The following is a 24,219-nucleotide window of genomic DNA, read 5'->3' on the forward strand; positions in this document are numbered from 1 at the left end:
TCACGTGGGTCCCTTCGTGGTGGGAGTCGTCGGACTCGTCGGGCTGTCGTCGTGCGGTGCGGAGGACCGGCCGGCCGGGCCGCCCGGAGCGGAGTCCGGGGTGAACCACGGCAGGGTCGGAGTGGGGGCGGCCGGGTGGGCCACGGGGGCCGTCGCGGGGGTACCGGCGGTGGGTGTGGTGGGTGCCGCGGCGGAGCGGGGGCCGGCCGTGCGGGAGCGTCGGAGCGGCAGGCGCAGGGGTGACGGCAGACGCGGGCGTGACGGAAGACGCCGGAGGGACGGCGGGCGCGGGGGTGACGGGCGCGGGGCGGGCCGGTGGCGGGCACCGCGGGGGCGGCGCGGGCGGACGCGGTCCACCACGGCCATGCCGACGCGGAACAGCGCCGCCGGTACGACCAGGCAGAGCAGGATCCAGAACAGCGTCACACCCCACGGCCGGCCCACGCCCCACGGCTGCTCGGCGAGCACCCGGCCGCCGTACCGCAGCGTCACGGTGTAGTCGCCGTGCGCCCCCGCCGACAGTTCGACCGGGAGCTTGATCCGCGCCTTCTTCCCGGGAGCCAGGGTCCCGTGCCACTGCCGCTCGTCCCACTCCGGGGCGAAGACGCCGTGCGCCGTGCCGACCTGGAACACCGGGTCGCGGATCGGGCTCGTACCGGTGTTGCCGACCGTGAGGACCAGGGTGCGGGCGGCCGGCGCCCCGAACCAGGTCAGGAGCCCGCTCGACCCGGTGAGCCGGGTGTCGGACAGCACCGCGAGCCGGCCGGCGGAGCGCTCGGCGGGCAGCGGGGCCACGGGGTGCCCGGCGACCTCCAGCACGGCGTCCGCCTCGGCCCTGGCGCCGGTGACGGTGGCGACGTGCACCACGCAGGGGCAGGGTACGGGCGGTTCGGCGACCGGCAGCTTCCGGCTGAAGGCACCGTCGGCGTCGGTGGTCACGGCCCGCCCGTCGCCGTTGGCGCAGGAGTTGGTGCCGCCGACGACCCCGCGGGCCGGGGTGGCCCGCCCGCACACCAGCACCATCAGCAGCGTACGAGGCCGCCAGCCGCTGCCGCTGACGGTGACCGACCCGCCGACACCGGCCTGCCCCGCCGACAACCGCACCCCGGGGCCGTCCGCCGCCCGCCCCACCCCGGCGGTCCCGGCCGTCCCGGCCAGGGCCAGCAGCAGGACCGCGACCACCAGCGGCAGGCCCCGCCGCACCCGCCCGAGCCCCCTCACGACACCGCTCCCGTCGCGCCCGGCCGGTGCGCGCGGCGCGCACGCCGTCCGCGCAGGAGTACGGCCGCACCCGCCGTCGCCGCTCCCGCAGCGCCGGCCACCGCGCCCCACGGGACGTACGCGGCCGAGACGCTCGCGGTGTCCCGCGCACCGCCCGCCGCCGTGACCGTCAGCCATACGCGCGCCTCCCCCAGCAGCGGCCGGCCCGGCCACGGCTCGCTGAACGTGCGCCGGGCACCCGGGGGCAGCCGCACGGGCAGGGTGCGCGGGGCACGGTCCAGGTCCCGGCCGAAGACCCCGTCGGCGCGCACCGCGAGCTTCGGCACGAGGACGGTCGTACCCCTGTTGACCAGGTCGTACATGATCCGGTCGGCGTGTACGGCCAGGTGCTCGACGGTCAGCGCGGCGAGCGCGGGACCGCCCACGCGCAACCGGACCCGCACGGTCGCGGTACGGCCGTGCGCGTCCCGCGCGACGATCGCACCGGTACGGTCACCGGGCGCGGCGTCCCGCGGCACCGTCACGGTGAAGGGCACCTCGGCCCGGGTGCGCGCCGGGACGGTGAGGGCGGTACGGGCGAGGGTCGCCGGTACACCGGTGCCGCGCAGCCGGACCGTGACCGGGGTCCGGCCCCGGTTGGTCACGGCCACCGTGTCCTCGAGCACCGCCCCCGGCCCGCCCTCGGCGTAGAACGCGGGGCGCGCGTCTCCCGACGGTGCCACCGACCAGCCACCGGACTCCGCACGAGCGGACGGGGCGACGGCCGGCAGGGCGGGCGGGAGGAGCAGGAACAGGGCGGCGAGGGCCAGCGTCGCGCGTGGGGGTGAGGGAGGGAGCCGGGGTGGTGGCGTCAGGGCTGAGAGGGGCGGTGGGGGTGGGGGTGAGGGTGGCCCGGGGGCGCGGGCTGCGGTCGGCATGGGCGGCTCCAGCGGTGGTGGCCGGACGGTTCGGCGGGGCGGCGCCGGGGCGTCTGGACGGGCTGGCGGTTGAGGCGAGGCTGGTGGGGTGGGGCGTGAGCGGGAGTGGCGGGGTGGTGGGGCGTCGCGCGGGACTGGCCGGGCTGGCGGTTGGTCGAGCAGGACTGGCCGGGCTGGCGGGGCATCGAGCGGGACAGGTGGGGCTGGCGGAGCTGACGAGGCGTCGAGCGGGACTGGCCGGGCTGGCGGGGCGTCGAGCGGGACTGGCCGGGCTGGCGGGGCGTCGAGCGGGACTGGCCGGGCTGGCGGGGCGTCGAGCGGGACAGGTGGGGCTGGTGGGGCGTCGAGCGGGACTGGCGGGGCGGCTGAGCCGGGGCCGCCGGCAGAGCCGGTGAACGGCGGGCCGGCCGGGTTCGGTGAGCGGCGGGCGGTGCGGCTCGGTCCGCGTGCGCGGCGGACGGTGCCGGGTCTGAGCGGGGTCTGTAACGCCTGGGGGCTGGCCAGGGCCGGTGCCCCGAGCGCCTGGGGCCTGTGGCCAGGGCCGGTCTGTGGCCCCGGGCGCCTGGGGCCTGGCCTGGGCCGGTCTGTGGCCCCGGGCGCCCGGGGCCTGATCCGGGACGCGTTCGCGGCTGCCGGGTACCTGCCCCGGGCGAGGCCCCCGGCAGCCGGTCCATCTGGGCCGGGCCCCTGCAGCCGGTCTGCCCGGGGCCGGACCCCCGCAGCCGGCCTGACCTGGCAGGCCCGGCGGCGGGCGGCTTCGGCAGGCCGGCGCCGCAGCGAGCGGTCCGGTCCGGCCCGGTTCCGGGTCGGCCCACGGTGGGCGACCCGCCCGGCCCGGTCAGCGGCGGGCCGGCCGGCCCCGTCGGGCCAGCCACAGCGCGCCCGCCGCTCCGGCGAGGAGGACCGTGCCGCCGAGCGTGCCGAGGGCGACCGCGGAGTCCTCCGGGCCGGTCTGCGGCAGCTGCTGCCCGGCGGACGTACCGCCCGAGGACGACGAGGACCCCGCGGACGAACCCCCGGAGGACGAGCCGCCGGAGGACGACGGGGGCGAACCGCCGGCCGCCCTCACGTCCAGGGTCAGGGACGGCTTCGGGCTGTTGGTCGGCGTGCACGTCGTCGTCGTACCGAGCGCCTTGATGGTGAGCGTGCCCGCCGTGAAGGTCACCTCGCCGCTCTTCTTCGGCGTGTACGTGCCGCTCAAGTCGCTGATCTTGATGGGGGTGTTGGCCGGGATGGCGGCGGAGTTGGCGGGGCCGGTGACGGCGAGCGTGCCGCTGTCGGCGCCGCCCAGCTCGATGGTGGCGCTCGGGCTCATCGCCCCCTTGCCCAGTTCGACGGGGCTGGAGGAGACGCCCTTCTGCCAGGACATGGTGATCGTGTAGCCGCTGCCGCTCCTGGCGCTCTTGATGTCGATGGGCGAGACGGCGCTCTTGACGCCGATCGGCGTCTGGCACCGGTAGTCGACGTCGACGACGTCGGCCCGCGCGGCCGGTGCGGCGAGCAGCACCGCCGAACCGGCCAGGGCCGCGGCGGACGCGAGCGCGGCGGTTCGTTTCGGGTACGACACGTTCGGTCCACCCCAATCATTCCTGACGGCACATCAGATTCGGGCGTCAAGGTACGCCCGGGGTGATGAGGAAGGAAGACGCGGCGCACGCCGGAGTTGTGGCGATCCGGCGTGCGCGAAGGGGCGGCGGAGGGGAGACCATGGCCGGGCGGCGGCCGTGGGGGGCGTCAGGCGGGGGCGCCCAGCTCCGCCCAGACCGTCTTGCCCGGGGCGTCCGGGGCGCGGACGACGCCCCAGTCCAGGCACAGCCGCTGCACGATGAACATGCCGTGCCCGCCGGGCCGGCCGGCGCGGTGCGGGGTGCGTGGGGACGGCTGGCCGGCGCCCCGGTCGGAGACCTCCAGCCGGATCACCTTGTTGTCGCAGGCGAGCCGCAGTTCGTCGGGTCCCTCGGCGTGCAGGCAGGCGTTGGTGACCAGTTCGGAGACGACGAGCAGCACGTCCTCGGCCGCGGCCCGCTGCTCGGCGCCGGCGGCGGGCAACCAGCCCCACGCGTACAGCGCCTGGCGGGTGAAGTCGCGGGCGAGCGGGACGACCCCGCTCTCGCCTTCGAGGCGGAGTCTGCGGACCTGCCGCCCCCGCACCTGTGGCGTGCCGTCGGCCGGCACGGTCGGTACGGACGGCGCGGCTGCCCCCGTGGCTGCGCCGACAGCCGGCGCCTCCCCCTCGGACGCCCCGGAAGCGCCGCTGGGCTCCGGGCCGCGGTCGCCCGGCGAGTAAGGCCGGGTGGTGCTCATCAGCGCTTCACCTCACCGATTCACCAGTTCACGTTTCAATAGTCCGGTCAGTTGTCGCTCGGCAGCCCGGTGAGCGGTCCGGCCGGCCGTCCGGCCGGAGGTCCGTACAGCGTCGGCACCGGCCGGTCGTACACCGTCCGTGGGCCGTACGCGCCGCGTCCGCCGCGGGCCGCCGCCCGGGCGGGGTCCCGTCCCCGCCCGTCCACCGGACGAGCGTTCCGTCCAGGGCGTTCGCTGCGTCCAGGTCGTTCGCCGGCCTCCGTCGGGCTCCGGCGACCGGCCGGGGGCCGGTGGCCGGCAGGAGGCCTCCTGTCTTCTTCTGCCCTCTCCTGCCCGGCCGATCCGGCGGGACACCCCCGTATTGGACGTGACACGCACAACGTCCACGGGAGCCGGTGCGAACCGGTCCGGACGGGGGTGGCCGATCAGTCGGCACCGTCGGCCAGGGCCGCCTCCACAGAGTCGTGGATGGTGAAGACCGCCTCGGCCCCGGTGATCTCGAACACACGGGCAACGACGGGCAGCATCCCGGCGAGGTGGACCCCGCCTCCGGCGGCCTCCGCCTTCAGCCGGGCGCCGAGCAGCACGTTCAGCCCTGTGGAGTCGCAGAACTCCAGCCGTGAGCAGTTCACCACGAGCCGCGAGAAGCCCTTGGCCAGGAGGTCGTCGAGGGGCTCGCGCAAAAGATCGGCGGTGTGGTGATCGAGCTCACCCGCCGGTGTCACAACGGCGCTGGAGCCCTCTTCGCGCACCTCCACCAGAAGCCGGCCCGACTGTGCGCTGCCGACCGTCCCGTGGTCCATGCCGTCTCTCTCTCCCGAGGTCGTGGCTGCTGATGCCCTCGAACATTACGCCTTCTATGCGCACTCCGACACCCGAACATCCGCACACAATCGGACATATCGCCACAGAACGCACTTGCGACCTGCTCGGTGCACCGGGTAGGGCTAGTAAAGACACACATCCCTACACGCCGGCTACGGAGGCGCCGCACACCGCAGTGCACGCACTGGCTTCGGCAGCCATATGCCGAGAACGATGGAGGACACCCATGTCACCCCGGCTCGACGCATCGCCTACCCCGATCGCGACGTCGACACCCCCACCGGATCAGCTGGATCATCCCATCGACACCCTCGACCTCTTCGAGGGACTCCCGGAGATCCCCCCGTACGACGAGATCGGCGCGGTCGACGCGCGGGCCCTGTCCAAGACCCTCTTCGAGCGCCTGGAGTCGCTGGAGGAAGGGACGCACGAACACGCGTACGTCCGTAGCACCCTGGTCGAGCTGAACCTCGCGCTCGTCAAGTTCGCCGCCTCCCGCTTCCGCTCCCGCAGCGAGCCGATGGAGGACATCATCCAGGTCGGCACCATCGGCCTGATCAAGGCGATCGACCGCTTCGAGCTCTCCCGCGGCGTCGAGTTCCCCACCTTCGCGATGCCGACCATCATCGGCGAGATCAAGCGGTTCTTCCGTGACACCTCGTGGTCCGTGCGCGTCCCGCGCCGCCTCCAGGAGCTGCGGCTGGACCTCGCCAAGGCCGGCGACGAGCTGGCGCAGCAGCTGGACCGCGCCCCCACGGTCGCGGAACTCGCCGAGCGCCTCGGCCTCTCCAACGAGGAGGTCGTGGAGGGCATGGCGGCCTCGAACGCCTACACCGCCTCCTCGCTGGACGCCCAGCCGGAGGAGGACGACTCCGAGGGCGCGCTCGCGGACCGCATCGGGTACGAGGACCACGGGCTGGAGGGCATCGAGTACATAGAGTCGCTCAAGCCCCTGATCGCCGAACTCGCGCCCCGGGACCGCAAGATCCTCTCCCTGCGCTTCGTGGCGAACATGACCCAGTCGGAGATCGGCGAGGAACTCGGCATCTCCCAGATGCACGTGTCCCGGCTGCTGTCGCGCACCCTGGGGCGGCTGCGCAAGGGGCTGACGCTGGAGGAGTGACCCTCCGCCCTTCGCGGAGCGGACTCCCACAGGGGAGCGGGCTCCCACCGCGGAGCGGGGATCCCTCCGAGGAGCGGGCTCCCTCTCCCCGCTCGGGAAGCGGCCCGGCCGACGGCGCCGGGCCGCTCCGGCGTACCCGGGGCCTGCCCCACCGGCCACCGGGTGCCCCGCACGCCAACCCTTATGCGGTTGTGGACGGAAACGACGGCGGCGATCCTGGACGGCCGGTGCGGGGCGGACCTGCGACCGCGTTCCCGTACGTCCCCTGAGGAGGGTGCATGCCCGTCACCGCGGCCCGCAGCGGCCGGCTGACCGATCTTCCCGTTCTGCTGGTCGCGGTGGTCTGGGGTTCCAGCTATCTGGCCGCCAAGGGCGTCACCACGGAGCGGACCGTGCTCGCCGTGCTGGTGCTGCGGTTCGCCGTGGTCCTGCCGGTGCTGGCAGCCGCCGGGTGGCGGCGGCTGCGCGCGCTGAGCGCGGTGCAGCTGCGCGGCGCCGGAGTGCTGGGACTGGTCCTCGCCGGGATCTTCCTGCTGGAGACGTACGGGGTGGTGCACACCTCGGCGACGAACGCCGGTCTGATCATCAGCCTGACGATGGTGTTCACCCCGCTCGCCGAGAGCCGGGTGCGCGGCACCCGGCTGCCCGGGGCCTTCATCGGGGCGGCCGGGCTGTCGGTGCTGGGCGTGGCCCTGCTGACCCAGGGCGCGGGTTTCACCGCCCCGACCGGCGGCGACCTGCTGATGCTCGGGGCGGCCGTCGCCCGTACCGTGCACGTCCTCGCCATGTCCCGCATGGAGTCGGTGCGCGGGGCGGACGCGCTGTCGCTGACCACCGTCCAACTGGGCGGGGCGGTCCTCGTGTTCGCCGCTCTGGTGGCACTGCCGGGCACCGGCGCCTCGCCGTGGTCGGCCGCGGCCGCGTTCGACGGCGGGGACTGGCTGGGGCTGGTGTACCTGTCCGCGTTCTGCACGTTGTTCGCGTTCTTCGTGCAGATGTGGGCGGTCCGTCGCACCTCTCCGTCCCGGGTCGGCCTGCTGCTCGGCACGGAGCCGGTGTGGGCCGCGGCCGTCGGCATCGCCGTGGGCGGCGACCGGCCGGGCGTGCCCGGCCTGCTCGGTGCGGTCCTGGTGCTCGCCGGTACGGCGTGGGGGCGGACGGTGGCCGATCACGGGCGCGGAACCGGGGCGCACGGTGCCGCGGACGGCGAGAGGGACGGTCGGAAGGGCGGCGGGAAGGACGGCGAGGCGGACGGTGGTGTGGTGGCCGTCGGGGGCGTCACCGAAGGCACCGCGAGGACGCCTTGACCGCGTCCCCGGAGGCGTGGCGAGGAGCCTTGACCGGCGTCCTCGCCTCCCGCGCCGGCCGACGTCCGGTCAGACGACCCGTACGCCCTTCCGCCACACCCCGCTGACCAGCGGTACGCCCGGGCGGTAGGCCAGGTGGACGTGGCTGGGGGCGTCGAGGAGGGTCAGGTCGGCGCGGGCGCCGGGGGTGAGGCGGCCGATGTCGGTGCGGCGCAGGGCGGCGGCACCGCCTGCCGTGGCCGACCAGACCGCCTCGTCCGGGGTCATCCGCATGTCGCGGACGGCCAGGGCGATGCAGAAGGGCACGGAGGAGGTGAAGGACGAGCCGGGGTTGCAGTCCGTGGAGAGCGCGACCGTCACCCCGGCGTCCAGCAGGCGGCGGGCGTCCGGCCACTCGGCGCGGGTGGAGAACTCGGCGCCCGGCAGGAGCGTGGCCACCGTGTCGCTGTGCGCGAGGGCGTCGACGTCCGCGTCCGTCAGGTGGGTGCAGTGGTCGGCGCTGGCCGCGTCCAGTTCGACGGCGAGCTGGACGCCGGGGCCGTGGGAGAGCTGGTTGGCGTGGATGCGGGGGTGCAGGCCCTTGGCCTTGCCCGCCGTGAGGATCGCGCGGGCCTGGTCGCCGTCGAAGGCGCCCTTCTCGCAGAAGACGTCGATCCAGCGGGCGTGCGGAGCGCAGGCGTCCAGCATCTCGCCGGTGACGAGGGCGACATAGGCCGCCGGGTCGTCGGCGTGGTCGGGGCTGACGATGTGCGCGCCGAGGTACGTCACCTCGTCGGTGTGCTTCGCCGCGAGGCGCAGGGCGCGGGACTCGTCCTCGACGGTCAGGCCGTAGCCCGACTTGGTCTCGAAGGTGGTGGTGCCCTGGCGGAGCGCCTCGGTGAGGTAACGGGTGAGGTTCGCCTCCAGTTCCTCGTCGCTCGCGGCCCGGGTCGCGGCGACCGTGGTGCGGATGCCGCCGGCCGTGTAGGAGCGGCCGGACATGCGGGCGTTGAACTCCTGCGTCCGGTCGCCCGCGAAGACCAGGTGGGAGTGGGAGTCCACGAAGCCCGGCAGCACCGCCCGGCCGCCCGCGTCGACCCGGTTGTCAGTGGCGGGTGCTTTGCTTGACTCACCGGTCCACGCGACACGGTCGCCGTCGATGACGACGGCCGCGTCCTGGATCAGACCGAGAGGGGAGCCTCCCCCAGTCTCGAACTTGCTCGACCGGGGGGACTCCCATCCGAGGGAGGGGTCGTTGGTGACCAGCGTGGCGATGTTGGTGATGACGGTGCTGCTGCTCATGGTGTCCTCGTGGGTGATCGTCAGGCGCGGAGGGCTTCGACCGCCCGCGCGAGGGCGTGCGGCACATCGGGTACGAGCGTGTGCGCCCCGTCGCGTACGACATGCCGGCCGCCCACGACCGTATGCCGTACGTCCGCTGCCGTCGCCGCGAATACGGCCGTCTCGCCTCCCAGCCTGGGCAGCGGCCCGGCCGTCCTGACCGAGTCCAGGGCGACCGTCGTCAGGTCGGCGAGCGCGCCGGCCTCGATGCTGCCGGCCTCGTCCCAGCCGAGGGCGGCATGACCGTCGGCGGTGGCGGCCCGCAGCAGCGCGGCGGCCGTCCAGTGGCCCCGGGTGCGGGTGCGCAGCCGCTCGTCCAGCTCCATCGCGCGCGCCTCTTCGAGCAGGTCGATGACGGCGTGGCTGTCGGAGCCGAGGGAGAGCGGGGAGCCGGCCCGCTGCAGGGCGACGGCCGGGCCGATGCCGTCGGCCAGGTCCCGCTCGGTGGTGGGGCACATGCAGGTTCCGGTGCCCGAGCCGCCGAGCAGCGCGATGTCCTCGTCGGTGAGGTGGGTGTTGTGCACCCCGGTGGTGCGCGGCCCCAGGACACCGTGGTCGGCGAGCAGGCGGGTGGGCGTGCGGCCGTGCGCGGCGAGACAGGCGTCGTTCTCGGCGGTCTGCTCCGACAGGTGCACGTGCAGCGGGGCCCGCCGCTCCTCCGCCCAGCCCGCCACGGTCGCCAGCTGCTCCGCGGGCACGGCCCGCACTGAGTGGATCGCCGCCCCGATCCGAGCGTGGTCCCGCTCCTTGAGAACTGCACAGCGTGTCGCCCAGGCCTCCGCGCTGCCGTCGGAGAACCGCAGCTGGTGGGGGTTGGGGGGCTCGCCGAAGCCGGAGGAGAGGTAGCAGGTGTCGAGGAGGGTGATCCGGATGCCGGCCTCGGCGGCGGCCTCGATCAGCGCCTCGCCCATGGCGTTGGGGTCGGCGTAGGGGGTGCCGCCGGGCGCGTGGTGCACGTAGTGGAACTCGCCGACACAGGTGATGCCGGCGAGGGCCATCTCGGCGTACACCGCGCGGGCCAGGGCGTGGTAGGCCTCCGGGGTGAGGCGGTCGGCGACGGAGTACATCACCTCGCGCCAGGTCCAGAAGGTGCCGCTGCCGACCTGGACGGTGCCGCGCAGCGCCCGGTGGAAGGCGTGGCTGTGGGCGTTGGCGAGTCCGGGCAGCGTGAGTCCGCGCAGCACCTGGGCGCCGGGCGGCGGGGTGGGCACACCGGTGCGGACGGCACCGATCCGCCCGTCCGCGACCTCGACGGCCACGCCCGGCTCGACGTTCGTGCCGAGCCAGGCGTGCTCCAACCAGTAGGTCCCCTTGGTCACCTGCAGGCCAGTCCTTCCAGTACGTCGGCGAGTGCGCGCACCCCGGCCACGCAGTCGTCCTCGGCCGCGAACTCGGCCGGGGAGTGCGAGACACCGGTGGGGTTGCGCACGAACAGCATGGCGGTCGGGATGCTGCCGGACAGGATCCCGGCGTCGTGTCCCGCACCGGTCCCCAGGACCGGCACCGTCAGGCCGGTGTCCGTGCCGAGGATGCGGGCGAGTTCGTCGCGCAGGGCGTGGTCGAACTCGACGACGGGGGTGAAGGACTCCCGGACGACGTCGAGGTCGATGCCGTGGGCGTCGGCGTACTCCCGGGCCGCCTTCTCGATGCCGCCCACCACCGTGTCCAGCGTGGCCTGGTCGGCGGCGCGGGAGTCGAGCCACCCGCGCACGAGGGACGGGATCGCGTTGACCCCGTTGGGCTCCACGGCGATCTTCCCGAAGGTGGCGACGGCTCCGGCGAGTTCGGCCTCGCGGCGGGCCGAGAGCACGGTCTCGGCGTACGACAGCATCGGGTCGCGCCGGTCCGCCAGCCGGGTGGTGCCGGCGTGGTTGGCCTCGCCCCGGAAGTCGAACCGCCACCGGCCGTGCGGCCAGATGGCGCTGGCGATGCCGACCCGGTCGCCGGACAGGTCCAGCGCGCGGCCCTGTTCGACGTGCAGTTCCACGAACGCGCCGATCCGGGCGAGCCGCTCGGGGTCGGGCCCGATGCCGTCGGGGTCGTATCCGGCGGCCTCCATGGCCCGGGGCAGGCTGATCCCGTCCCCGTCGGTGAGCCGGTGCGCCTGCTCGACGGTCAGCTGCCCGGCGGTGAGCCGGGAGCCGACGCAGGCGAGCCCGAACCGGGCGCCCTCCTCGTCCCCGAAGTTGACGATGGCGACCGGCTTGTCGAACTCCACTCCCCGGCCGCGCAGTTCGTCCAGCGCGGCGAAGGAGGACACGACACCGAGGGGCCCGTCGAAGGCACCGCCGTCGGGCACGGAGTCGAGGTGCGACCCCGTGACGACGGCGTCCCCGGCGGCGGGGTCGCCGAGCCACGCCCACTGGTTCCCGTTCCGGTCCACCTCGTACGCCAGCCCGCGGTCCCGGGCCTGCTGCCGGAACCAGTCCCGGCAGTCGGCGTCGGCCCCGGTCCAGGCGTAACGCCGGTAACCACCGGAGTCGGAGTGCCGCCCCACGGGGAGCAGCTCGGCCCACATCTCGTGGAAGGAACGCCCGGGCGCACCCGGACCCGCACCCGGTGACGAGACGTCGGCCCCCGCCGTGGAGCCGCCACCGTGCCCGGTCTCGCCGACCGTCACGCCTCGTCACCCTCACGCATCGGCACCCGGACCCCCCGCTCGCCCGCGACGGACTCCGCGATGTCGTACCCGGCGTCCACGTGCCGGATGACACCCATCCCGGGGTCGTTGGTGAGGACGCGCCGGATCTTCTCGCCGCCCAGCTTCGTGCCGTCGGCCACCGTCACCTGGCCGGCGTGGATGGACCGCCCCATGCCCACGCCGCCACCGTGGTGGAGGGAGACCCAGGACGCACCGGAGGCGACGTTGACCATGGCGTTCAGCAGCGGCCAGTCGGCGATCGCGTCGGAGCCGTCGAGCATGGCCTCGGTCTCGCGGTACGGAGAGGCGACGGACCCGCAGTCGAGGTGGTCGCGGCCGATGGCCAGCGGCGCGGCCAGCTCACCGCTCGCCACCATGTCGTTGAACCGCTCGCCGGCCTTGTCGCGCTCGCCGTAACCGAGCCAGCAGATGCGGGCGGGCAGTCCCTGGAAGTGGACGCGTTCGCCGGCCAGCTTGATCCAGCGGGCGAGGGACTCGTTCTCGGGGAACAGCTCCAGGATCGCCTTGTCGGTCTTGGCGATGTCGGCCGGGTCGCCGGACAGGGCGGCCCAGCGGAAGGGGCCCTTGCCCTCGCAGAAGAGGGGGCGGATGTAGGCGGGGACGAAGCCGGGGAAGGCGAACGCCCGGTCGTAGCCCGCGAGCCGGGCCTCGCCGCGGATGGAGTTACCGTAGTCGAAGACCTCGGCGCCGGCGTCCATGAAGCCGACCATGGCCTCGACGTGCCGGGCCATGGACTCACGCGCGCGCGTGGTGAAGCCGGCCGGGTCCTTCGCGGCCTCGTCGGCCATGTCCTCGAAGGCGACGCCCACCGGGAGGTACGACAGCGGGTCGTGGGCGGAGGTCTGGTCGGTGACGATGTCGATGGGGGCGTTCATCGCGAGCAGCTGCGGGACCAGCTCGGCGGCGTTGCCGAGGACGCCGATGGAGAGCGGGCGCCGGGCGTCGCGGGCCTCGGTGGCCAGCTGGAGCGCGTGGTCGAGGCTGTCGGCCCTGACGTCGAGGTAGCGGTGCTCGATGCGGCGCTCGATGGCGCGCGGGTCGCAGTCGACGCAGATCGCGACGCCGTCGTTCATGGTGACGGCGAGCGGCTGGGCGCCGCCCATGCCGCCGAGGCCTGCGGTGAGGGTGATGGTGCCGGCCAGGGTGCCGCCGAACTTCTTCGCGGCGACGGCGGCGAAGGTCTCGTAGGTGCCCTGGAGGATGCCCTGGGTGCCGATGTAGATCCAGGAGCCGGCGGTCATCTGGCCGTACATGGTCAGGCCGAGGGCCTCCAGACGGCGGAACTCCTCCCAGTTGGCCCAGTCGCCGACCAGGTTGGAGTTGGCGATGAGGACGCGCGGGGCCCACTCGTGGGTCTGCATCACGCCGACCGGGCGGCCGGACTGGACCAGCATGGTCTCGTCCTGCTTGAGCGTCCTCAGCGTGCGGACCATGGCGTCGAAGGAGCGCCAGTCACGGGCGGCCTTGCCGGTGCCGCCGTAGACGACCAGCTTGTCGGGGTGCTCGGCGACCTCCGGGTCGAGGTTGTTCTGCAGCATGCGCAGAGCGGCTTCCTGCTGCCATCCCAGGGCGCTGAGTTCCGTGCCGCGCGGTGCTCGTACGGGGCGGGGTCCCGACATCGTCTGCCTCCTCCTGTGCCTACGTCTATTCACATCCTGTCGCTCTGAATAGAGCTAGTCAATACATCGGCTCGGCCACGTCCCCGCGCGGCAGGTGTTTGGCTGGAAGGACCGGTAGCCGACAGGACGGAGCAGCCGTGGCGGAGATCGAGACGGTCGAGGACATCGGGAGCGAGGCCCGGGGACGGGCGGCGCGGCGGGACCGGGCCGTGCGGGCGGCCGTCGAGCAGGGGCTGCTGGGCCCCGACGCGGCCGTGGCGGGCCTGCTGGACGTCACCGGCATCCGGGAGTCGGCGGCGGCGCTGCGGGCTGCGTTCGAGGCGGTGACGGCGCCCGGCACCCCGGTGCTGCACGCCTTCGCGGTGAAGGCGACCCCGCTGGTGCCGGTGGTGCGGCTGCTGCACGAGGCGGGTGTCGGCGCGGAGGTGGCGAGCCCCGGGGAGCTGGCGCTGGTCCGGGCGGCCGGGGTGCCGTCCGCCCGGACGGTGCTGGACTCGCCGGCGAAGACCCCGGCGGAGCTGCGCGAGGCGCTGGCCCTGGGCATCGCGGTGAACGCCGACAACCCGCAGGAGCTGGACCGGCTCGACGCCCTCGTGGGCTCCGGCCCCGTCCGGTCGCCGCTCGGGCTCCGGGTCAACCCGCAGATCGGCGGGGGCACGATCGGGGCGACCTCCACGGCGACGCGGACCTCGAAGTTCGGGGTGGCGCTGCGGGACGAGGGGGCGCGCGCGTGGGTCGTACGGGCGTACGCGCGGCGGCCGTGGCTGACCCGGCTGCACGCGCACACCGGCTCGCAGGGCATCCCGCTGCCGCTGATGGCGCGGGGCGTGGCGGAGGTGTACGCACTGGCGGAGGAGATCAACGCGGCCGTCGGACGCCGGCAGGTCGACACGGTCGACATCGGCGGCGGGCTGCCGGTGAACACCGCGTCGGAGGCGACGGCACCGACGTACGCGGAGTACGCGCGCGTGCTGGCCGGCCGGGTGCCGGGGCTGTTCGACGGGCGGTACGGGCTGGTGACCGAGTTCGGGCGGTCCCTGCTGGCCAAGCACGGGACGGTGGTGGCCCGGGTGGAGTACGCCAAGAGCGCGGGCGGGCGGCGGATCGCGGTGACGCACGCGGGCGTGCAGGTGGCGGCGCGGACGGTGTACGTGCCGGGGGCGTGGCCGCTGCGGATCGCCGCGTACGACGCCGGCGGGCGGCCGAAGACGGGGCCGGAGGTGGTGCAGGACGTGGCCGGGCCGGCCTGCTTCTCGGGCGACCTGCTCGCCGAGGGGCGCGCGCTGCCGCCGCTGGAGCAGGGCGACTACGCGGCGGCGCTGGACACGGGGGCGTACTACTTCGCCCACCACTACGCCTACAACTCCCTGACCCGGCCGGGCATCTACGGCTACGCGCCGGACGGGGACGGGGGCATCGCCTTCGCGGTCGTACGGGAGCCGCAGAGCCTCGCGGAGGTGCTGGCCGAATCCGGAGGGGCGCACGCGTCCGCGCTCACCACCCTGGGCGCGCCCGGGAGCCGTTGACACACCCCCACAGCCCTCGAACAAATGGATCAACGGACGTGGAACACACGTCAGTTGACCCACACTAGTACGCAGGACGCATGTTCCAGCGGAAAATGCCAAAGGCCTCACCTCCCGCACACACGTTGCGTAGTGTCGGCGTCACTCAACCGGAGTCCCAGGCGGGAGGGGAGCCACGGTGCCCGGAATCGACGAGTGCTTGCTGGAAGCGATGCGGCTGCCCGGTGCCCGGGGGGCCGCGCTGGTGGACTGGACGAGCGGACTGGCCCTCGGCACGGTCGGGGAGGCACCCGGCGGCGACCACGAGACGACCGCGGCCGAGGCCGCCGAACTGGCCCGGATGGCCGCCGAGCACGGCACCTTCGCGGCGCGCGGCGATGAGTCGCCCCCGGTGGAGGACGTGATCATCAGCAACGGGGACAGCTACCACCTGCTGCGCTTCGTGGACACGTCCTTCGACAGCAGCGTGTTCCTGCACCTGTGGCTCGGCCGCGAGGAGGGCAACCTCGCGCTCGCCCGGATACGTCTCGGCGAGATGGCCGCCCGGCTGGTGCTGGGATGACCGTGGTCAGGACCCCTCCGCCCGCCCTGCCGGTACGGGACAGGGGCGCCACCCGCGCCCTGTCCCCGATGCTGACCCGGCTCGCCGAGGAGCGGGCCACCGGTGTCCTGGTCCGCGAACACGGCGTCCTGTACCTGGCCGAGGGCCGGGTGGTGCACGCCGAGAGCCCCCTCGCCCCGGGCCTCGACGTGCTCCTCACGGCCCACGGCACACTCGCGGGCGCCGCCTGGCAGCGGGCCGCCGCGCAGACCCCGGGCCCCCTGCACGCGGCCGAACTGCTGCTGCGCTCCGGGGTGCTGCCCACGGGCGCGCTGGAGCTGTGCCATCTGGACGCGCTGTACGACGCCGGGTACTTCGCGCTGGCACCGAGCAGCACCCCGGGCCGGTTCCGGTACGACGCCGCGCCCCGCCTCGGCCCGCTGCCCTCGGTCCCGGTCGTCGCGCTGGAACGCGAGACGCTGCGCCGCCGCCTGCTGCTGCACCGGCTCTGGCCCGACCCGGCCGCCGACGGCGCCCCCCTGATCCGCGCGGACCCGGCCGCAGGCCGCACCCCGGGCGCGCCCGTCACCCCCCGCCAACGCGCCGTCCTGGACCGCGTGGACGGTGTCCGCACGGCCGTCGACATCGCCCGGAACCTGGGCCGGCAGGCGTTCCACACGCTGGTCGACGTACGCCGGCTCACGGCTGCCGGGCACATCGCGCCCGCGCCCACCGCACCCGCCCCGCCGCCCCCGGCACGGGCACCGGCACCGCCCCCGGCGCCGGCGCCGGTCCACCTGGTCACCACCGACCCCGACATCGCGCTGCTGAAGAGGCTCAGGGATGCGCTGGAGGCGCTTTGAACGGCACCGCCCCGCCGAGAGGAGAGACCTGATGGTGGCCGAAGACGACCTGCGGACCGTCCTGGAGGAGCTGCACCGGCTGCGCACCCGGGTGCCCCAGCTCACCGGCGCCCTCGCGGCCGGCGTGGACGGCCTCGTCGTCGCCCACGACACCCCCGGCGTCGACCCGGAGGGCCTGGCGGCGCTCACCGCCGCCGCGCTCGGTGTCGCCGTGCGGATCAGCGACCACACCGGGCACCGCGGCTTCCGGGAGCTGCTGGTGCGCGGCGAGCGCGGCTACGTCGCCACCTACGCGGCCGGCCGCACCGCCGTCCTGACCCTGCTCGCCCAGGACCGGGTCAACGTCGGCCGGCTGCACCTGGAGGGCCGCCGGGCCGGCGCCCGCATCGGGGAACTGCTGGACGCCGCCGAGGCCGTACGCCCGCTCCCCCGGACCACCGCCGCCGCACGCACCCGCACTCCTCGCCCGCCCCGCACCACCGCCGCAGAGGCGCGCACCGCAACCGACAGCTGAAAGGACCCACCATGGCCAACACCGAGACCGCCCTGAAGGAAGCCCTCACCTCCATCGAGGGCGCCACCGGCGTCGCGCTCGTCGACTACACCAGCGGAATGGCGCTGGGCACGATGGGCGGCAGCAAGACCTTCGACCTGAACGTGGCCGCCGCGGGCAACACCGACGTCATCCGCGCCAAGATGCGCACGATGGAGATGCTGGGCCTCAAGGCCGGCATCGAGGACATCCTGATCACCCTGTCCGACCAGTACCACCTGATCCGCCTGCTGAGCAGCCGCGGCGGCAACGGCCTGTTCCTGTACCTGGTCCTCGACTCCGGCCGGGCCAACCTGGCGATGGCCCGCCACCAGTTGAAGAGGATCGAGGAGGAACTGGAGGTCTGACGGCGGCTCAGACCAGTGCCGCGGTACGGCGGCGGGCCCCGCCCGGGGCCGCGTCGCCGGCCGCGATGCCCGTACCGCGCAGGCCCCTGACGGCCTTGCCGGCCGGACGCCCGCCGCGCCGGTCGAGCCAGTCGACCCGCACCCACAGCAGCGTCTCGCCGGCCCGCTCCAGCCGCCCGAGCCAGGCGGCCTTCAGCCGCAGCCCGGTGCCGAGCCCGGCCAGCAGCATGCCGCCTGCCGCGGGCACCGCGAAGGCGGAGCCGAGCGCGGCCGCCCAGCCCAGCAGCAGCCACCAGCGGTGCCCCCGGCGCCAGGCGCGCACGGTCACCGCCCGGTCCTGCAGCACGTCGTACCGGCCCGCGCGGGCCGCCCCGCGGGCCAGGGCGGTGTACCGGCCGCGCCGGACCAGCGCCACGAGGGCCGCGCCGGCCAGGAACAGCACGGCTCCGGCCAGCACGCCGATCCGGCGACCGGTCACTCCTTCCGGCACGGTCCCGATCCCGGCGGCGGCCACCCCGAGCCACCACAGCGGTGCGGCCCCCGCCCGTACGACGACGGCCAGCCGGGCCAGACCCTGTCCTCCGCGTCCTCCGCGCGCCACGTCAGCCTCCCGTGTCACGTGTCCACAGCGCTTGTGTCCGCAGGGAGGCTACCGGCGGAACGTGAGACGAATCTGAGAGCGGCGGGGCCCGCCGGTCATTCGACGAACAGCCCGCGGGCCGCCGCCTTCGCGTCGAACTCCTCCAGGCGGGCCTGGGCGTCCGGCAGGTCGTCGCAGAGGGCCTCCAGCAGCACCCGGCCGAGCAGCATCGGCGCGCACGCGGTGTCGAAGGCGAGCCCGGTGCCGACGGCGGCGGGCAGCAGCAGGTCGGAGTGCTTGGCGACCGGCGCGAACGCCGAGTCGGCGACGGTGACGACGGTCAGGCCGGCGTCCTTGGCGTAGGCGAGGGTGTCCACGACCTCGCGGGGGTGCCGGGGCAGCGCGAAGCAGAGCAGGGCGGTGGCGCCCGCGCGGACGGCGGCGTCGACGCGGTCCTGGATCATCGTGCCGCCCTCGTGCAGCAGCCGGACGTCCGGGTGGACCTTGGCGGCGAAGTACGCGAAGCCGTACGCCTGGGAGGCGGCGGCGCGCAGGCCGAGCACCGGCAGCGGGCGGGAGGCGGCGAGGATCCGGCCGGCCTTCTGCACCGGGCGCGGGTCCGCGAGCAGCTCGGCGAGGTGCCTGAGGTTCTCGATCTCGGCCTCGACGGCCTGCTGGTACTCGTTGTAGGCGGAGGCCTCGGCGGCCGGCTCGGCCGGGACGACCTCGCGCAGGTGCCTGCGCAGGGCCGGGTAGCCGTCGAAGCCGAGGGCGACCGCGAACCGGGTCACCGACGGCTGGCTGACCCCGGCCAGTTCGGCCAGTTCCACGCTGGACAGAAAGGGCACGTCGGCGGCCCGGCGCACCATGCTGTGCGCGATGCGGCGCTGGGTCGGCGTGAGCCGGTGGCCCTCGAAGAGCGCCTGCAAGCGGTTGGCAGGGCTGTCGGTCACGCTCATCACGTACTCCCCCTCCGGGTTCCTCGACGCCCCGGGAGAGTACAGCGCCGAGGCATTGACAAACACGGGCCGCCTATTCAGACAGTGTGTCGCTGCATACCGTTATACAGCCCAGCGTGGGGAGTACGCATGGCACAGCTCGTGGAACTGCGCTCCATCGACGCCGTCCCGGACGAGGAACGGCACGGCACGGCCTTCAGCCAGTTCACCCTCTGGCTCGGTGCCAACCTCCAGATCACGGCCGTCGTCACGGGCGCCCTGGCGGTCGTCTTCGGCGGGGACGTGGTCTGGTCGGTCGTCGGCCTGCTCCTCGGCAACCTGCTCGGCGGCGCCGTGATGGCCCTGCACTCCGCGCAGGGCCCCAGGCTCGGTCTGCCGCAGATGATCCAGTCGCGGGCGCAGTTCGGGGTGCGCGGGGCGGTCGTACCGCTGCTGCTGGTGATCGTGATGTACGTCGGCTTCTTCGCGTCCGGCAGTGTGCTCGCCGGACAGGCGGTGGGCGAGCTGACGCACACGGACGACACCACCGGGATCATCGTGTTCGCGGCCGTCACGGCGGTCATGGCGACCGCCGGCTACCGGGTCGTCCATGCCCTCGGCCGGGTCGCGAGCGTCGTCTGCGCGCTCGCCTTCGTCTACCTCGCCGTACGCCTCCTGGACCGCGCCGACACCTCCGCGCTGCTGCACGACGCGCACTTCTCGCTGCCGGTGTTCCTGCTGGCGGTGTCCCTGTCGGCGTCCTGGCAGCTGGCGTTCGGCCCGTACGTGGCGGACTACTCGCGCTATCTGCCGCGGACGACGTCCCCGAAGGCCACCTTCTGGTGGACGCTGTCCGGTTCGGCGCTGGGCTCCCAGTGGTCGATGACCTTCGGGGTGCTGGTCGCGGCCACCGCCGGCGAGGAGTTCCTGGACAGCCAGGTCGGCTATGTCGTCGCCCTCGGCGGCACCGGTCTGGCCGCGTCGTTCTTCTCCTTCGTCATCGCGCTCGGCAAGCTCACCGTCAACGTCCTCAACACCTACGGCGGTTTCATGTCGATGGTGACCAGCGTGAGCGGTTTCCGCGGGCAGCGGCGGCTGTCCCGGGCGGGCCGGGCGGCGTACATCGGGCTGGTGATGGCCGCCGGGACCGCGGTGGCCCTGCTCGGCAAGGACGGCTTCCTGTCCTCCTTCAAGGACTTCCTGCTCTTCCTGCTGACGTTCTTCACGCCCTGGTCGGCGATCAACCTGGTCGACTACTACCTGATCTCCAGGGAGCGGTACGACCTCGCGGCCCTCGCCGACCCGCACGGCCGCTACGGCGCCTGGCGCTGGGACGCCCTCGCCGTCTACGCCGCCGGACTCCTCGCCCAGCTGCCGTTCCTCGCCACGAGCTTCTACACCGGCCCGCTGGTGGCCCCGCTGGGCGGCGCGGACATCTCCTGGATCGTCGGCCTGGCCGTCCCCGCGCTGCTGTACCGGCTGGTCGCCCGCCCGAACGCGGACGCCCTTCCGGAGCCGGACCGGGGGGTTAGCCCCAGTGCGGCGGAGCGGACCGCTTCCTAGGCTGGCCGGTATGAGCACACTCGATCCGCGGGACGCCGATCTCAGATCGGACTCCGGCCTCAGGAAGGACCTGGACGCGACCGTGCGGGCCCGCCGGGAACTGGGCGACGACTACGACTCCGCCCTGGTGGAGTCGTTCCTGGAGAAGGTCGAGCAGCGGATCGACGGCGCGGTGGACCGCCGGGTGCGCAGGCGGCTGGCCGAGCGGCAGATGGCGGCGGCCCGCGAGGACCGGCGCCCGAAGCCCGCCGACTCCTGGACCGAGCGCTACGGCTTCGCCCTGATCACCCTGGTGCTGGCGATCCCGCTGTCCGCGATCGCCGGCGCCTTCGCCGGGTTCGCCGGGATGGTGGTCACCTGGCTCGGCATCGTCGGCGTCAACGCGGTCCAGGCGGCACGGCTCCACCCGGACCTGTTCGCCGGCCGCGGCGTCTCCGCGCGGGACGACTGACCACCCCGGACCTCAGGCCTGCCGGGTCGGCAGGACCATGATCTGGCGCAGGTTGACGTGCCGGGGGCGGCTGGTGGCGTAGGCGACGACGTCCGCGACCTCGGCCGCGGAGAGCCCGCCGAGCGCGCCGAACATCTCGTCCAGCTGCCCGGACAGCTCCTCGCTGCCGACGTGCGTCTTCAGCTCCGTCTCCGTCAGTCCCGGCTCGATGTTGGTGACCCGGACGTCCCGCGGGCCCAGCTCGCCACGCAGCGACTGCGACAGGTAGGTGACGGCCGCCTTGGTCGCCCCGTACACCGCGTAGCCGGGGAAGGTCATATGGGCGCCGATGGAGGAGATGTTCACCAGGTCGGCGGCGCGTCCCGCGGCCGCGGCGGCCAGCAGGTCGGCGGTGAAGGCGCGGATCATCCGCAGCACCCCGGCGACGTTGGTGTCGAGCATCCGCTGCCACTCGTCGATCCGGCCGTCGTCGACCGGGTTCGGCAGCATGACGCCGGCGTTGTTGACGACGAGGTCGACGGCGCCGAACGCCTCGTGGATCCGGTCCCGGGCCGCCTCCACGGAGCCGTCGTCGGTGACGTCGGCGGCCACGGCGAGGGCCTCGCCACCCTCCGCGCGGATCTTGTCCACCAGCTCCTGGAGCCGGTCCGCCCGCCGGGCGAGCAGCGCCACCCGGGCACCCTCCGCGGCCAGTTGCCGTGCGACGGCCTCGCCGATGCCGCTGGCGGCTCCGGTGACGACGGCGGTACGGCCGGACAGGTTCTCGTACGACATGGTGTTCCCCTGGGTCGCTGGCCGGGGCGTTTCCCCGGCGGCTGGCACCACTCTCGCCCCGGCCGCCCGTCGTACCCAGGGATGCGCTTTTCCTGGGTCTGCCAGTACCAGGATGGCGCCGGCCCCGCTCCCCTACCATCGGACCCATGGACGGGGACTGGACCGAAGCAGAGGTGGGCGACTTCCTGCGCTCACGCCGCGCCCGCATCCGGCCGGAGGAGGTCGGCCTGCCCGTGTACGGGCGGCGCCGGGTGCCGGGGCTGCGCCGCGAGGAGGTGGCCCAGCTCGCGGGCGTGAGCGTCGACTACTACATCCGGCTGGAACAGGGCCGGGGCACGAGCGTCTCGGACGCCGTCCTCGACGCGGTCGCGCGGGTGCTGCGGCTGGACGAGACCGAGCACGCGTACCTGCGCACGGTGGCCCGCCCCCGCCGGCAGCCCCGGCAGCAGGCCCCCGTGCCCCGCGTCCGCCCCGGCGTCCAGCTCATCCTGGACGGCCTGGAGCGCAACCCGGCGCTGGTGCTGGGCCGCCGCATGGAGGTGCTCGCCTGGAACGCGCTCGGCGACGCGGTGAACGGCTTCAGCCGCATGGCACCAGCCGAGCGGAGCATGCCCCGGCAGGTCTTCCTCACCCCCGGCGCCCGGGACCTCTACCCCGAGTGGGCGGCGGTGGCCGCGCAGACGGTCGCCCATCTGCGCCTGAACGCGGGCCGGTACGCCGACGACCCCGAGCTGTGCGCCCTGGTCGGCGAACTCTCCGTGAAGAGCGAGGACTTCCGCCGACTGTGGGCGGACCACGAGGTCAGGGAGTGCGCGTACGGCGTGAAGAAGGTACGGCACCCGGTCGCGGGCCTGCTGACCCTGCCGTACGAGACCCTGGCCGTCCCGGCGGACCCGGAGCAGACGATCGTGGTGTACACCCCGGAGCCGGGCTCGGAGACGGCGGAGCGGCTTGCGCTGCTGGGGAGTTGGGAGTCGAGCGCCGCTCGCTGAGGAGGGTGTGCGCGGGGACCGCCGCACCCCCGTTTCCGGGGGGCGGGACGACGGCGGTCCCCGCGAGGGACGCGGGCCGGGTCAGGGCCGGGCCGGCGCGTCCGTGGCGTCCAGGGAGGTCCGGGAGCCGCTCCGGAGGTCCTTGGCGCCGTTCGGTGCCGGCCCGGGAGGGAAGCCTCCCCCGGTGCGGAACGCCCGGGTGGTGCCTCCCGCTCCCTGCCGACACCCACCACTGTGCCGGACCCGTGTTAAGCCGGTGCTGCGCGCACGTGACACGCTCGTACACCTTCCGCGAACCCGGGCCCCCGGCGCCTGCCGGTTACTTGTTGCCGCCCTTGGCGAGGAAGGCCAGCAGGTCCTGCCGGCTGACCACGCCGGTGGGCTTGCCCTCGACCAGGACGATCGCCGCGTCCGCCGAGCCCAGCACCTGCATCAGGTCGCCGACCGGCTCACCGGAGCCGACCTGCGGCAGCGGAGCGCACATGTGCTTCTCCAGCGGGTCCTCCAGCGAGGCCCGCTGGCTGAACAGGGCGTCGAGCAGCTCCCGTTCCACGACCGAGCCGACGACCTCGGCGGCCATGACGTCCGGGTGTCCGGCGCCCGGCTTGACGACGGGCATCTGCGAGACGCCGTACTCGCGCAGCACCTCGATGGCCTGGCCGACGGTCTCGTCCGGGTGCATGTGCACCAGGGACGGGATGGTGCCGGCCGCCTTGTCGCTCAGGACGTCACCGACGCGGGCGCTCGGGCCCTCGTCCTCCAGGAAGCCGTAGTCGGCCATCCACTCGTCGTTGAAGATCTTGCTGAGGTAGCCGCGGCCGCTGTCCGGCAGGAGCACCACCACGACGTCGTCCGGGCCGAGCCGCTCGGCGACCTCCAGCGCGGCCACGACGGCCATGCCGCAGGAGCCGCCCACCAGCAGGCCCTCCTCCTTGGCCAGCCGGCGGGTCATCTGGAAGGAGTCCTTGTCGGAGACGGCGACGATCTCGTCCGCCACGGTGCGGTCGTAGGCGGTCGGCCAGAAGTCCTCGCCCACGCCCTCGACCAGGTAGGGCCGGCCGGAGCCGCCGGAGTACACCGAGCCCTCCGGGTCGGCGCCGATCACCTTGACCTTCCCCTGGCTGGCCTCCTTCAGGTAGCGGCCGGTGCCGGAGATGGTGCCGCCGGTGCCGACGCCCGTCACGAAGTGGGTGATCTTCCCCTCGGTCTGCTCCCACAGCTCGGGGCCGGTCGAGTGATAGTGCGAGAGCGGGTTGTTGGGGTTGGAGTACTGGTCGGGCTTCCAGGCGCCCGGCGTCTCACGGACGAGCCGGTCGGAGACGTTGTAGTAGGAGTCCGGGTGCTCCGGCGCCACCGCGGTCGGGCACACGACGACCTCGGCGCCGTACGCGCGCAGGACGTTGATCTTGTCGGTGCTGACCTTGTCGGGGCAGACGAAGATGCACTTGTACCCCTTCTGCTGGGCCACGATGGCGAGCCCCACACCGGTGTTGCCACTGGTCGGCTCGACGATCGTGCCGCCCGGCTTGAGCTCGCCGCTCTGCTCGGCGGCCTCGATCATGCGCAGGGCGATACGGTCCTTCACCGATCCGCCGGGGTTGAAGTACTCCACTTTCGCCAGGACGGTCGCCTGGATGCCCTTGGTCACGCTGTTGAGCTTCACCAGCGGGGTGTTGCCGACGAGGCTGATCATCGAGTCGTGGAACTGCACCGTTGTCTCCGGTCGCTGCAAAAGAAGTGTTCGTAGTGGTGCCGCCAGCCTACGGCCCCGCGTGCGGCGGGGGAGGTCGTTC

23 protein-coding genes are annotated in these 24,219 nt (G+C 74.1%); 10 read left to right on the forward strand and 13 right to left on the reverse strand.

Annotated features, from left to right (window positions below):
- From ACZ7N4_RS10855 to ACZ7N4_RS10875, 5 genes are all read right to left on the reverse strand, one after another.
- Nucleotides 1-1,221 (reverse strand): hypothetical protein, encoded by a 1,221-nt coding sequence (locus ACZ7N4_RS10855; RefSeq protein ID WP_471356309.1) that lies wholly within the window; start codon nucleotides 1,219-1,221, stop codon nucleotides 1-3.
- Nucleotides 1,218-2,138, reverse strand: a complete 921-nt coding sequence (locus tag ACZ7N4_RS10860; RefSeq protein WP_471356311.1) for a COG1470 family protein — start codon at nucleotides 2,136-2,138, stop codon at nucleotides 1,218-1,220. The genes ACZ7N4_RS10855 and ACZ7N4_RS10860 overlap by 4 nt, the downstream gene beginning before the upstream one ends.
- Before the next feature lie 838 nt (nucleotides 2,139-2,976).
- On the reverse strand, nucleotides 2,977-3,705 hold the full coding sequence (locus ACZ7N4_RS10865; RefSeq protein WP_471356313.1) for an LPXTG cell wall anchor domain-containing protein: 729 nt from the start codon (nucleotides 3,703-3,705) through the stop codon (nucleotides 2,977-2,979).
- Between the two features lie 167 nt (nucleotides 3,706-3,872).
- Nucleotides 3,873-4,442, reverse strand: a complete 570-nt coding sequence (locus ACZ7N4_RS10870; protein ID WP_471356316.1) for an ATP-binding protein — start codon at nucleotides 4,440-4,442, stop codon at nucleotides 3,873-3,875.
- Nucleotides 4,443-4,867: 425 nt separating this feature from the next.
- On the reverse strand, nucleotides 4,868-5,245 hold the full coding sequence (locus ACZ7N4_RS10875) for an STAS domain-containing protein (RefSeq protein ID WP_471356318.1): 378 nt from the start codon (nucleotides 5,243-5,245) through the stop codon (nucleotides 4,868-4,870).
- 248 nt (nucleotides 5,246-5,493) lie between these two features.
- Between ACZ7N4_RS10875 and ACZ7N4_RS10880 the strand changes: the two genes are divergently transcribed.
- Nucleotides 5,494-6,390 (forward strand): RNA polymerase sigma factor SigF, encoded by an 897-nt coding sequence (locus tag ACZ7N4_RS10880; RefSeq protein ID WP_471356320.1) that lies wholly within the window; start codon nucleotides 5,494-5,496, stop codon nucleotides 6,388-6,390.
- Nucleotides 6,391-6,668: 278 nt separating this feature from the next.
- Nucleotides 6,669-7,697: a DMT family transporter gene (locus ACZ7N4_RS10885; protein WP_471356323.1), complete on the forward strand. Its 1,029-nt coding sequence runs from the start codon at nucleotides 6,669-6,671 to the stop codon at nucleotides 7,695-7,697.
- A 69-nt stretch (nucleotides 7,698-7,766) separates the two neighbouring features.
- On the opposite strand, the gene hutI is transcribed toward ACZ7N4_RS10885, so the two are convergent.
- The 4 genes from hutI to hutU are packed head-to-tail and all read right to left on the reverse strand — an operon-like array spanning nucleotide 7,767 to nucleotide 13,298.
- Entirely contained in the window at nucleotides 7,767-8,978 is a 1,212-nt protein-coding gene (hutI, locus tag ACZ7N4_RS10890) for an imidazolonepropionase (RefSeq protein ID WP_471356325.1), read from the reverse strand.
- A gap of 20 nt (nucleotides 8,979-8,998) precedes the next feature.
- Entirely contained in the window at nucleotides 8,999-10,336 is a 1,338-nt protein-coding gene (locus tag ACZ7N4_RS10895) for a formimidoylglutamate deiminase (RefSeq protein WP_471356329.1), read from the reverse strand.
- Nucleotides 10,333-11,637 (reverse strand): allantoate amidohydrolase, encoded by a 1,305-nt coding sequence (locus tag ACZ7N4_RS10900; protein ID WP_471356331.1) that lies wholly within the window; start codon nucleotides 11,635-11,637, stop codon nucleotides 10,333-10,335. Before ACZ7N4_RS10900 ends, ACZ7N4_RS10895 begins: the two co-directional genes overlap by 4 nt.
- Complete coding sequence (gene hutU / locus ACZ7N4_RS10905; protein ID WP_471356332.1) at nucleotides 11,634-13,298, reverse strand: urocanate hydratase; 1,665 nt, start codon at nucleotides 13,296-13,298, stop codon at nucleotides 11,634-11,636. The genes ACZ7N4_RS10900 and hutU overlap by 4 nt, the downstream gene beginning before the upstream one ends.
- Between hutU and ACZ7N4_RS10910 the strand changes: the two genes are divergently transcribed.
- From ACZ7N4_RS10910 to ACZ7N4_RS10930, 5 genes are all read left to right on the forward strand, one after another.
- On the forward strand, nucleotides 13,271-14,824 hold the full coding sequence (locus ACZ7N4_RS10910; protein ID WP_471356333.1) for a type III PLP-dependent enzyme domain-containing protein: 1,554 nt from the start codon (nucleotides 13,271-13,273) through the stop codon (nucleotides 14,822-14,824). The two genes, hutU and ACZ7N4_RS10910, sit on opposite strands and share 28 nt — an antisense overlap.
- Nucleotides 14,825-15,002: 178 nt before the next feature.
- Entirely contained in the window at nucleotides 15,003-15,386 is a 384-nt protein-coding gene (locus tag ACZ7N4_RS10915) for a hypothetical protein (protein ID WP_356156187.1), read from the forward strand.
- Complete coding sequence (locus ACZ7N4_RS10920; RefSeq protein ID WP_471356335.1) at nucleotides 15,383-16,228, forward strand: transcriptional regulator; 846 nt, start codon at nucleotides 15,383-15,385, stop codon at nucleotides 16,226-16,228. The genes ACZ7N4_RS10915 and ACZ7N4_RS10920 overlap by 4 nt, the downstream gene beginning before the upstream one ends.
- Before the next feature lie 31 nt (nucleotides 16,229-16,259).
- Nucleotides 16,260-16,742: a roadblock/LC7 domain-containing protein gene (locus ACZ7N4_RS10925; protein WP_471356337.1), complete on the forward strand. Its 483-nt coding sequence runs from the start codon at nucleotides 16,260-16,262 to the stop codon at nucleotides 16,740-16,742.
- Between the two features lie 11 nt (nucleotides 16,743-16,753).
- Complete coding sequence (locus ACZ7N4_RS10930; protein WP_467928083.1) at nucleotides 16,754-17,128, forward strand: roadblock/LC7 domain-containing protein; 375 nt, start codon at nucleotides 16,754-16,756, stop codon at nucleotides 17,126-17,128.
- 7 nt (nucleotides 17,129-17,135) lie between these two features.
- Here ACZ7N4_RS10930 and ACZ7N4_RS10935 read toward each other — a convergent pair whose 3' ends face one another.
- Both ACZ7N4_RS10935 and ACZ7N4_RS10940 read right to left on the reverse strand, forming a co-directional pair.
- Nucleotides 17,136-17,729 carry a hypothetical protein gene (locus tag ACZ7N4_RS10935; protein ID WP_471356340.1) on the reverse strand — a complete coding sequence of 198 codons (594 nt, stop codon included), beginning with the start codon at nucleotides 17,727-17,729 and terminating at the stop codon, nucleotides 17,136-17,138.
- A gap of 95 nt (nucleotides 17,730-17,824) precedes the next feature.
- A complete protein-coding gene (locus ACZ7N4_RS10940; RefSeq protein ID WP_471356342.1) occupies nucleotides 17,825-18,667 on the reverse strand; it encodes a MurR/RpiR family transcriptional regulator in 843 nt (280 codons plus the stop codon).
- Between the two features lie 129 nt (nucleotides 18,668-18,796).
- Between ACZ7N4_RS10940 and ACZ7N4_RS10945 the strand changes: the two genes are divergently transcribed.
- Both ACZ7N4_RS10945 and ACZ7N4_RS10950 read left to right on the forward strand, forming a co-directional pair.
- On the forward strand, nucleotides 18,797-20,209 hold the full coding sequence (locus ACZ7N4_RS10945) for a purine-cytosine permease family protein (RefSeq protein WP_471356345.1): 1,413 nt from the start codon (nucleotides 18,797-18,799) through the stop codon (nucleotides 20,207-20,209).
- Nucleotides 20,210-20,219: 10 nt separating this feature from the next.
- Nucleotides 20,220-20,660, forward strand: a complete 441-nt coding sequence (locus tag ACZ7N4_RS10950; protein WP_471356347.1) for a hypothetical protein — start codon at nucleotides 20,220-20,222, stop codon at nucleotides 20,658-20,660.
- A gap of 12 nt (nucleotides 20,661-20,672) precedes the next feature.
- On the opposite strand, the gene ACZ7N4_RS10955 is transcribed toward ACZ7N4_RS10950, so the two are convergent.
- Nucleotides 20,673-21,434 (reverse strand): SDR family oxidoreductase, encoded by a 762-nt coding sequence (locus ACZ7N4_RS10955; protein WP_471356349.1) that lies wholly within the window; start codon nucleotides 21,432-21,434, stop codon nucleotides 20,673-20,675.
- Between the two features lie 146 nt (nucleotides 21,435-21,580).
- On the opposite strand from ACZ7N4_RS10955, the gene ACZ7N4_RS10960 reads away from it, so the two are divergent.
- Complete coding sequence (locus tag ACZ7N4_RS10960) at nucleotides 21,581-22,426, forward strand: helix-turn-helix transcriptional regulator (RefSeq protein ID WP_471356351.1); 846 nt, start codon at nucleotides 21,581-21,583, stop codon at nucleotides 22,424-22,426.
- A 319-nt stretch (nucleotides 22,427-22,745) separates the two neighbouring features.
- On the opposite strand, the gene ACZ7N4_RS10965 is transcribed toward ACZ7N4_RS10960, so the two are convergent.
- A complete protein-coding gene (locus tag ACZ7N4_RS10965) occupies nucleotides 22,746-24,137 on the reverse strand; it encodes a cystathionine beta-synthase (RefSeq protein ID WP_471356354.1) in 1,392 nt (463 codons plus the stop codon).
- Between the last annotated feature and the right edge of the window lie 82 nt (nucleotides 24,138-24,219).

Source organism: Streptomyces sp. NPDC107654, assembly GCF_055639035.1.

What these genes read in the sequence shown, in the direction of transcription:
- ACZ7N4_RS10860 (WP_471356311.1), bottom strand. Translation starts at nt 2,138, where the DNA reads ATGCCGACCGCAGCCCGCGCCCCCGGGCCACCCTCACCCCCACCCCCA.
- ACZ7N4_RS10870 (WP_471356316.1), bottom strand. Translation starts at nt 4,442, where the DNA reads ATGAGCACCACCCGGCCTTACTCGCCGGGCGACCGCGGCCCGGAGCCC.
- ACZ7N4_RS10875 (WP_471356318.1), bottom strand. Translation starts at nt 5,245, where the DNA reads ATGGACCACGGGACGGTCGGCAGCGCACAGTCGGGCCGGCTTCTGGTG.
- ACZ7N4_RS10880 (WP_471356320.1), top strand. Translation starts at nt 5,494, where the DNA reads ATGTCACCCCGGCTCGACGCATCGCCTACCCCGATCGCGACGTCGACA.
- ACZ7N4_RS10885 (WP_471356323.1), top strand. Translation starts at nt 6,669, where the DNA reads ATGCCCGTCACCGCGGCCCGCAGCGGCCGGCTGACCGATCTTCCCGTT.
- hutI (WP_471356325.1), bottom strand. Translation starts at nt 8,978, where the DNA reads ATGAGCAGCAGCACCGTCATCACCAACATCGCCACGCTGGTCACCAAC.
- hutU (WP_471356332.1), bottom strand. Translation starts at nt 13,298, where the DNA reads ATGTCGGGACCCCGCCCCGTACGAGCACCGCGCGGCACGGAACTCAGC.
- ACZ7N4_RS10920 (WP_471356335.1), top strand. Translation starts at nt 15,383, where the DNA reads ATGACCGTGGTCAGGACCCCTCCGCCCGCCCTGCCGGTACGGGACAGG.
- ACZ7N4_RS10925 (WP_471356337.1), top strand. Translation starts at nt 16,260, where the DNA reads ATGGTGGCCGAAGACGACCTGCGGACCGTCCTGGAGGAGCTGCACCGG.
- ACZ7N4_RS10930 (WP_467928083.1), top strand. Translation starts at nt 16,754, where the DNA reads ATGGCCAACACCGAGACCGCCCTGAAGGAAGCCCTCACCTCCATCGAG.
- ACZ7N4_RS10940 (WP_471356342.1), bottom strand. Translation starts at nt 18,667, where the DNA reads ATGAGCGTGACCGACAGCCCTGCCAACCGCTTGCAGGCGCTCTTCGAG.
- ACZ7N4_RS10945 (WP_471356345.1), top strand. Translation starts at nt 18,797, where the DNA reads ATGGCACAGCTCGTGGAACTGCGCTCCATCGACGCCGTCCCGGACGAG.
- ACZ7N4_RS10950 (WP_471356347.1), top strand. Translation starts at nt 20,220, where the DNA reads ATGAGCACACTCGATCCGCGGGACGCCGATCTCAGATCGGACTCCGGC.
- ACZ7N4_RS10955 (WP_471356349.1), bottom strand. Translation starts at nt 21,434, where the DNA reads ATGTCGTACGAGAACCTGTCCGGCCGTACCGCCGTCGTCACCGGAGCC.
- ACZ7N4_RS10960 (WP_471356351.1), top strand. Translation starts at nt 21,581, where the DNA reads ATGGACGGGGACTGGACCGAAGCAGAGGTGGGCGACTTCCTGCGCTCA.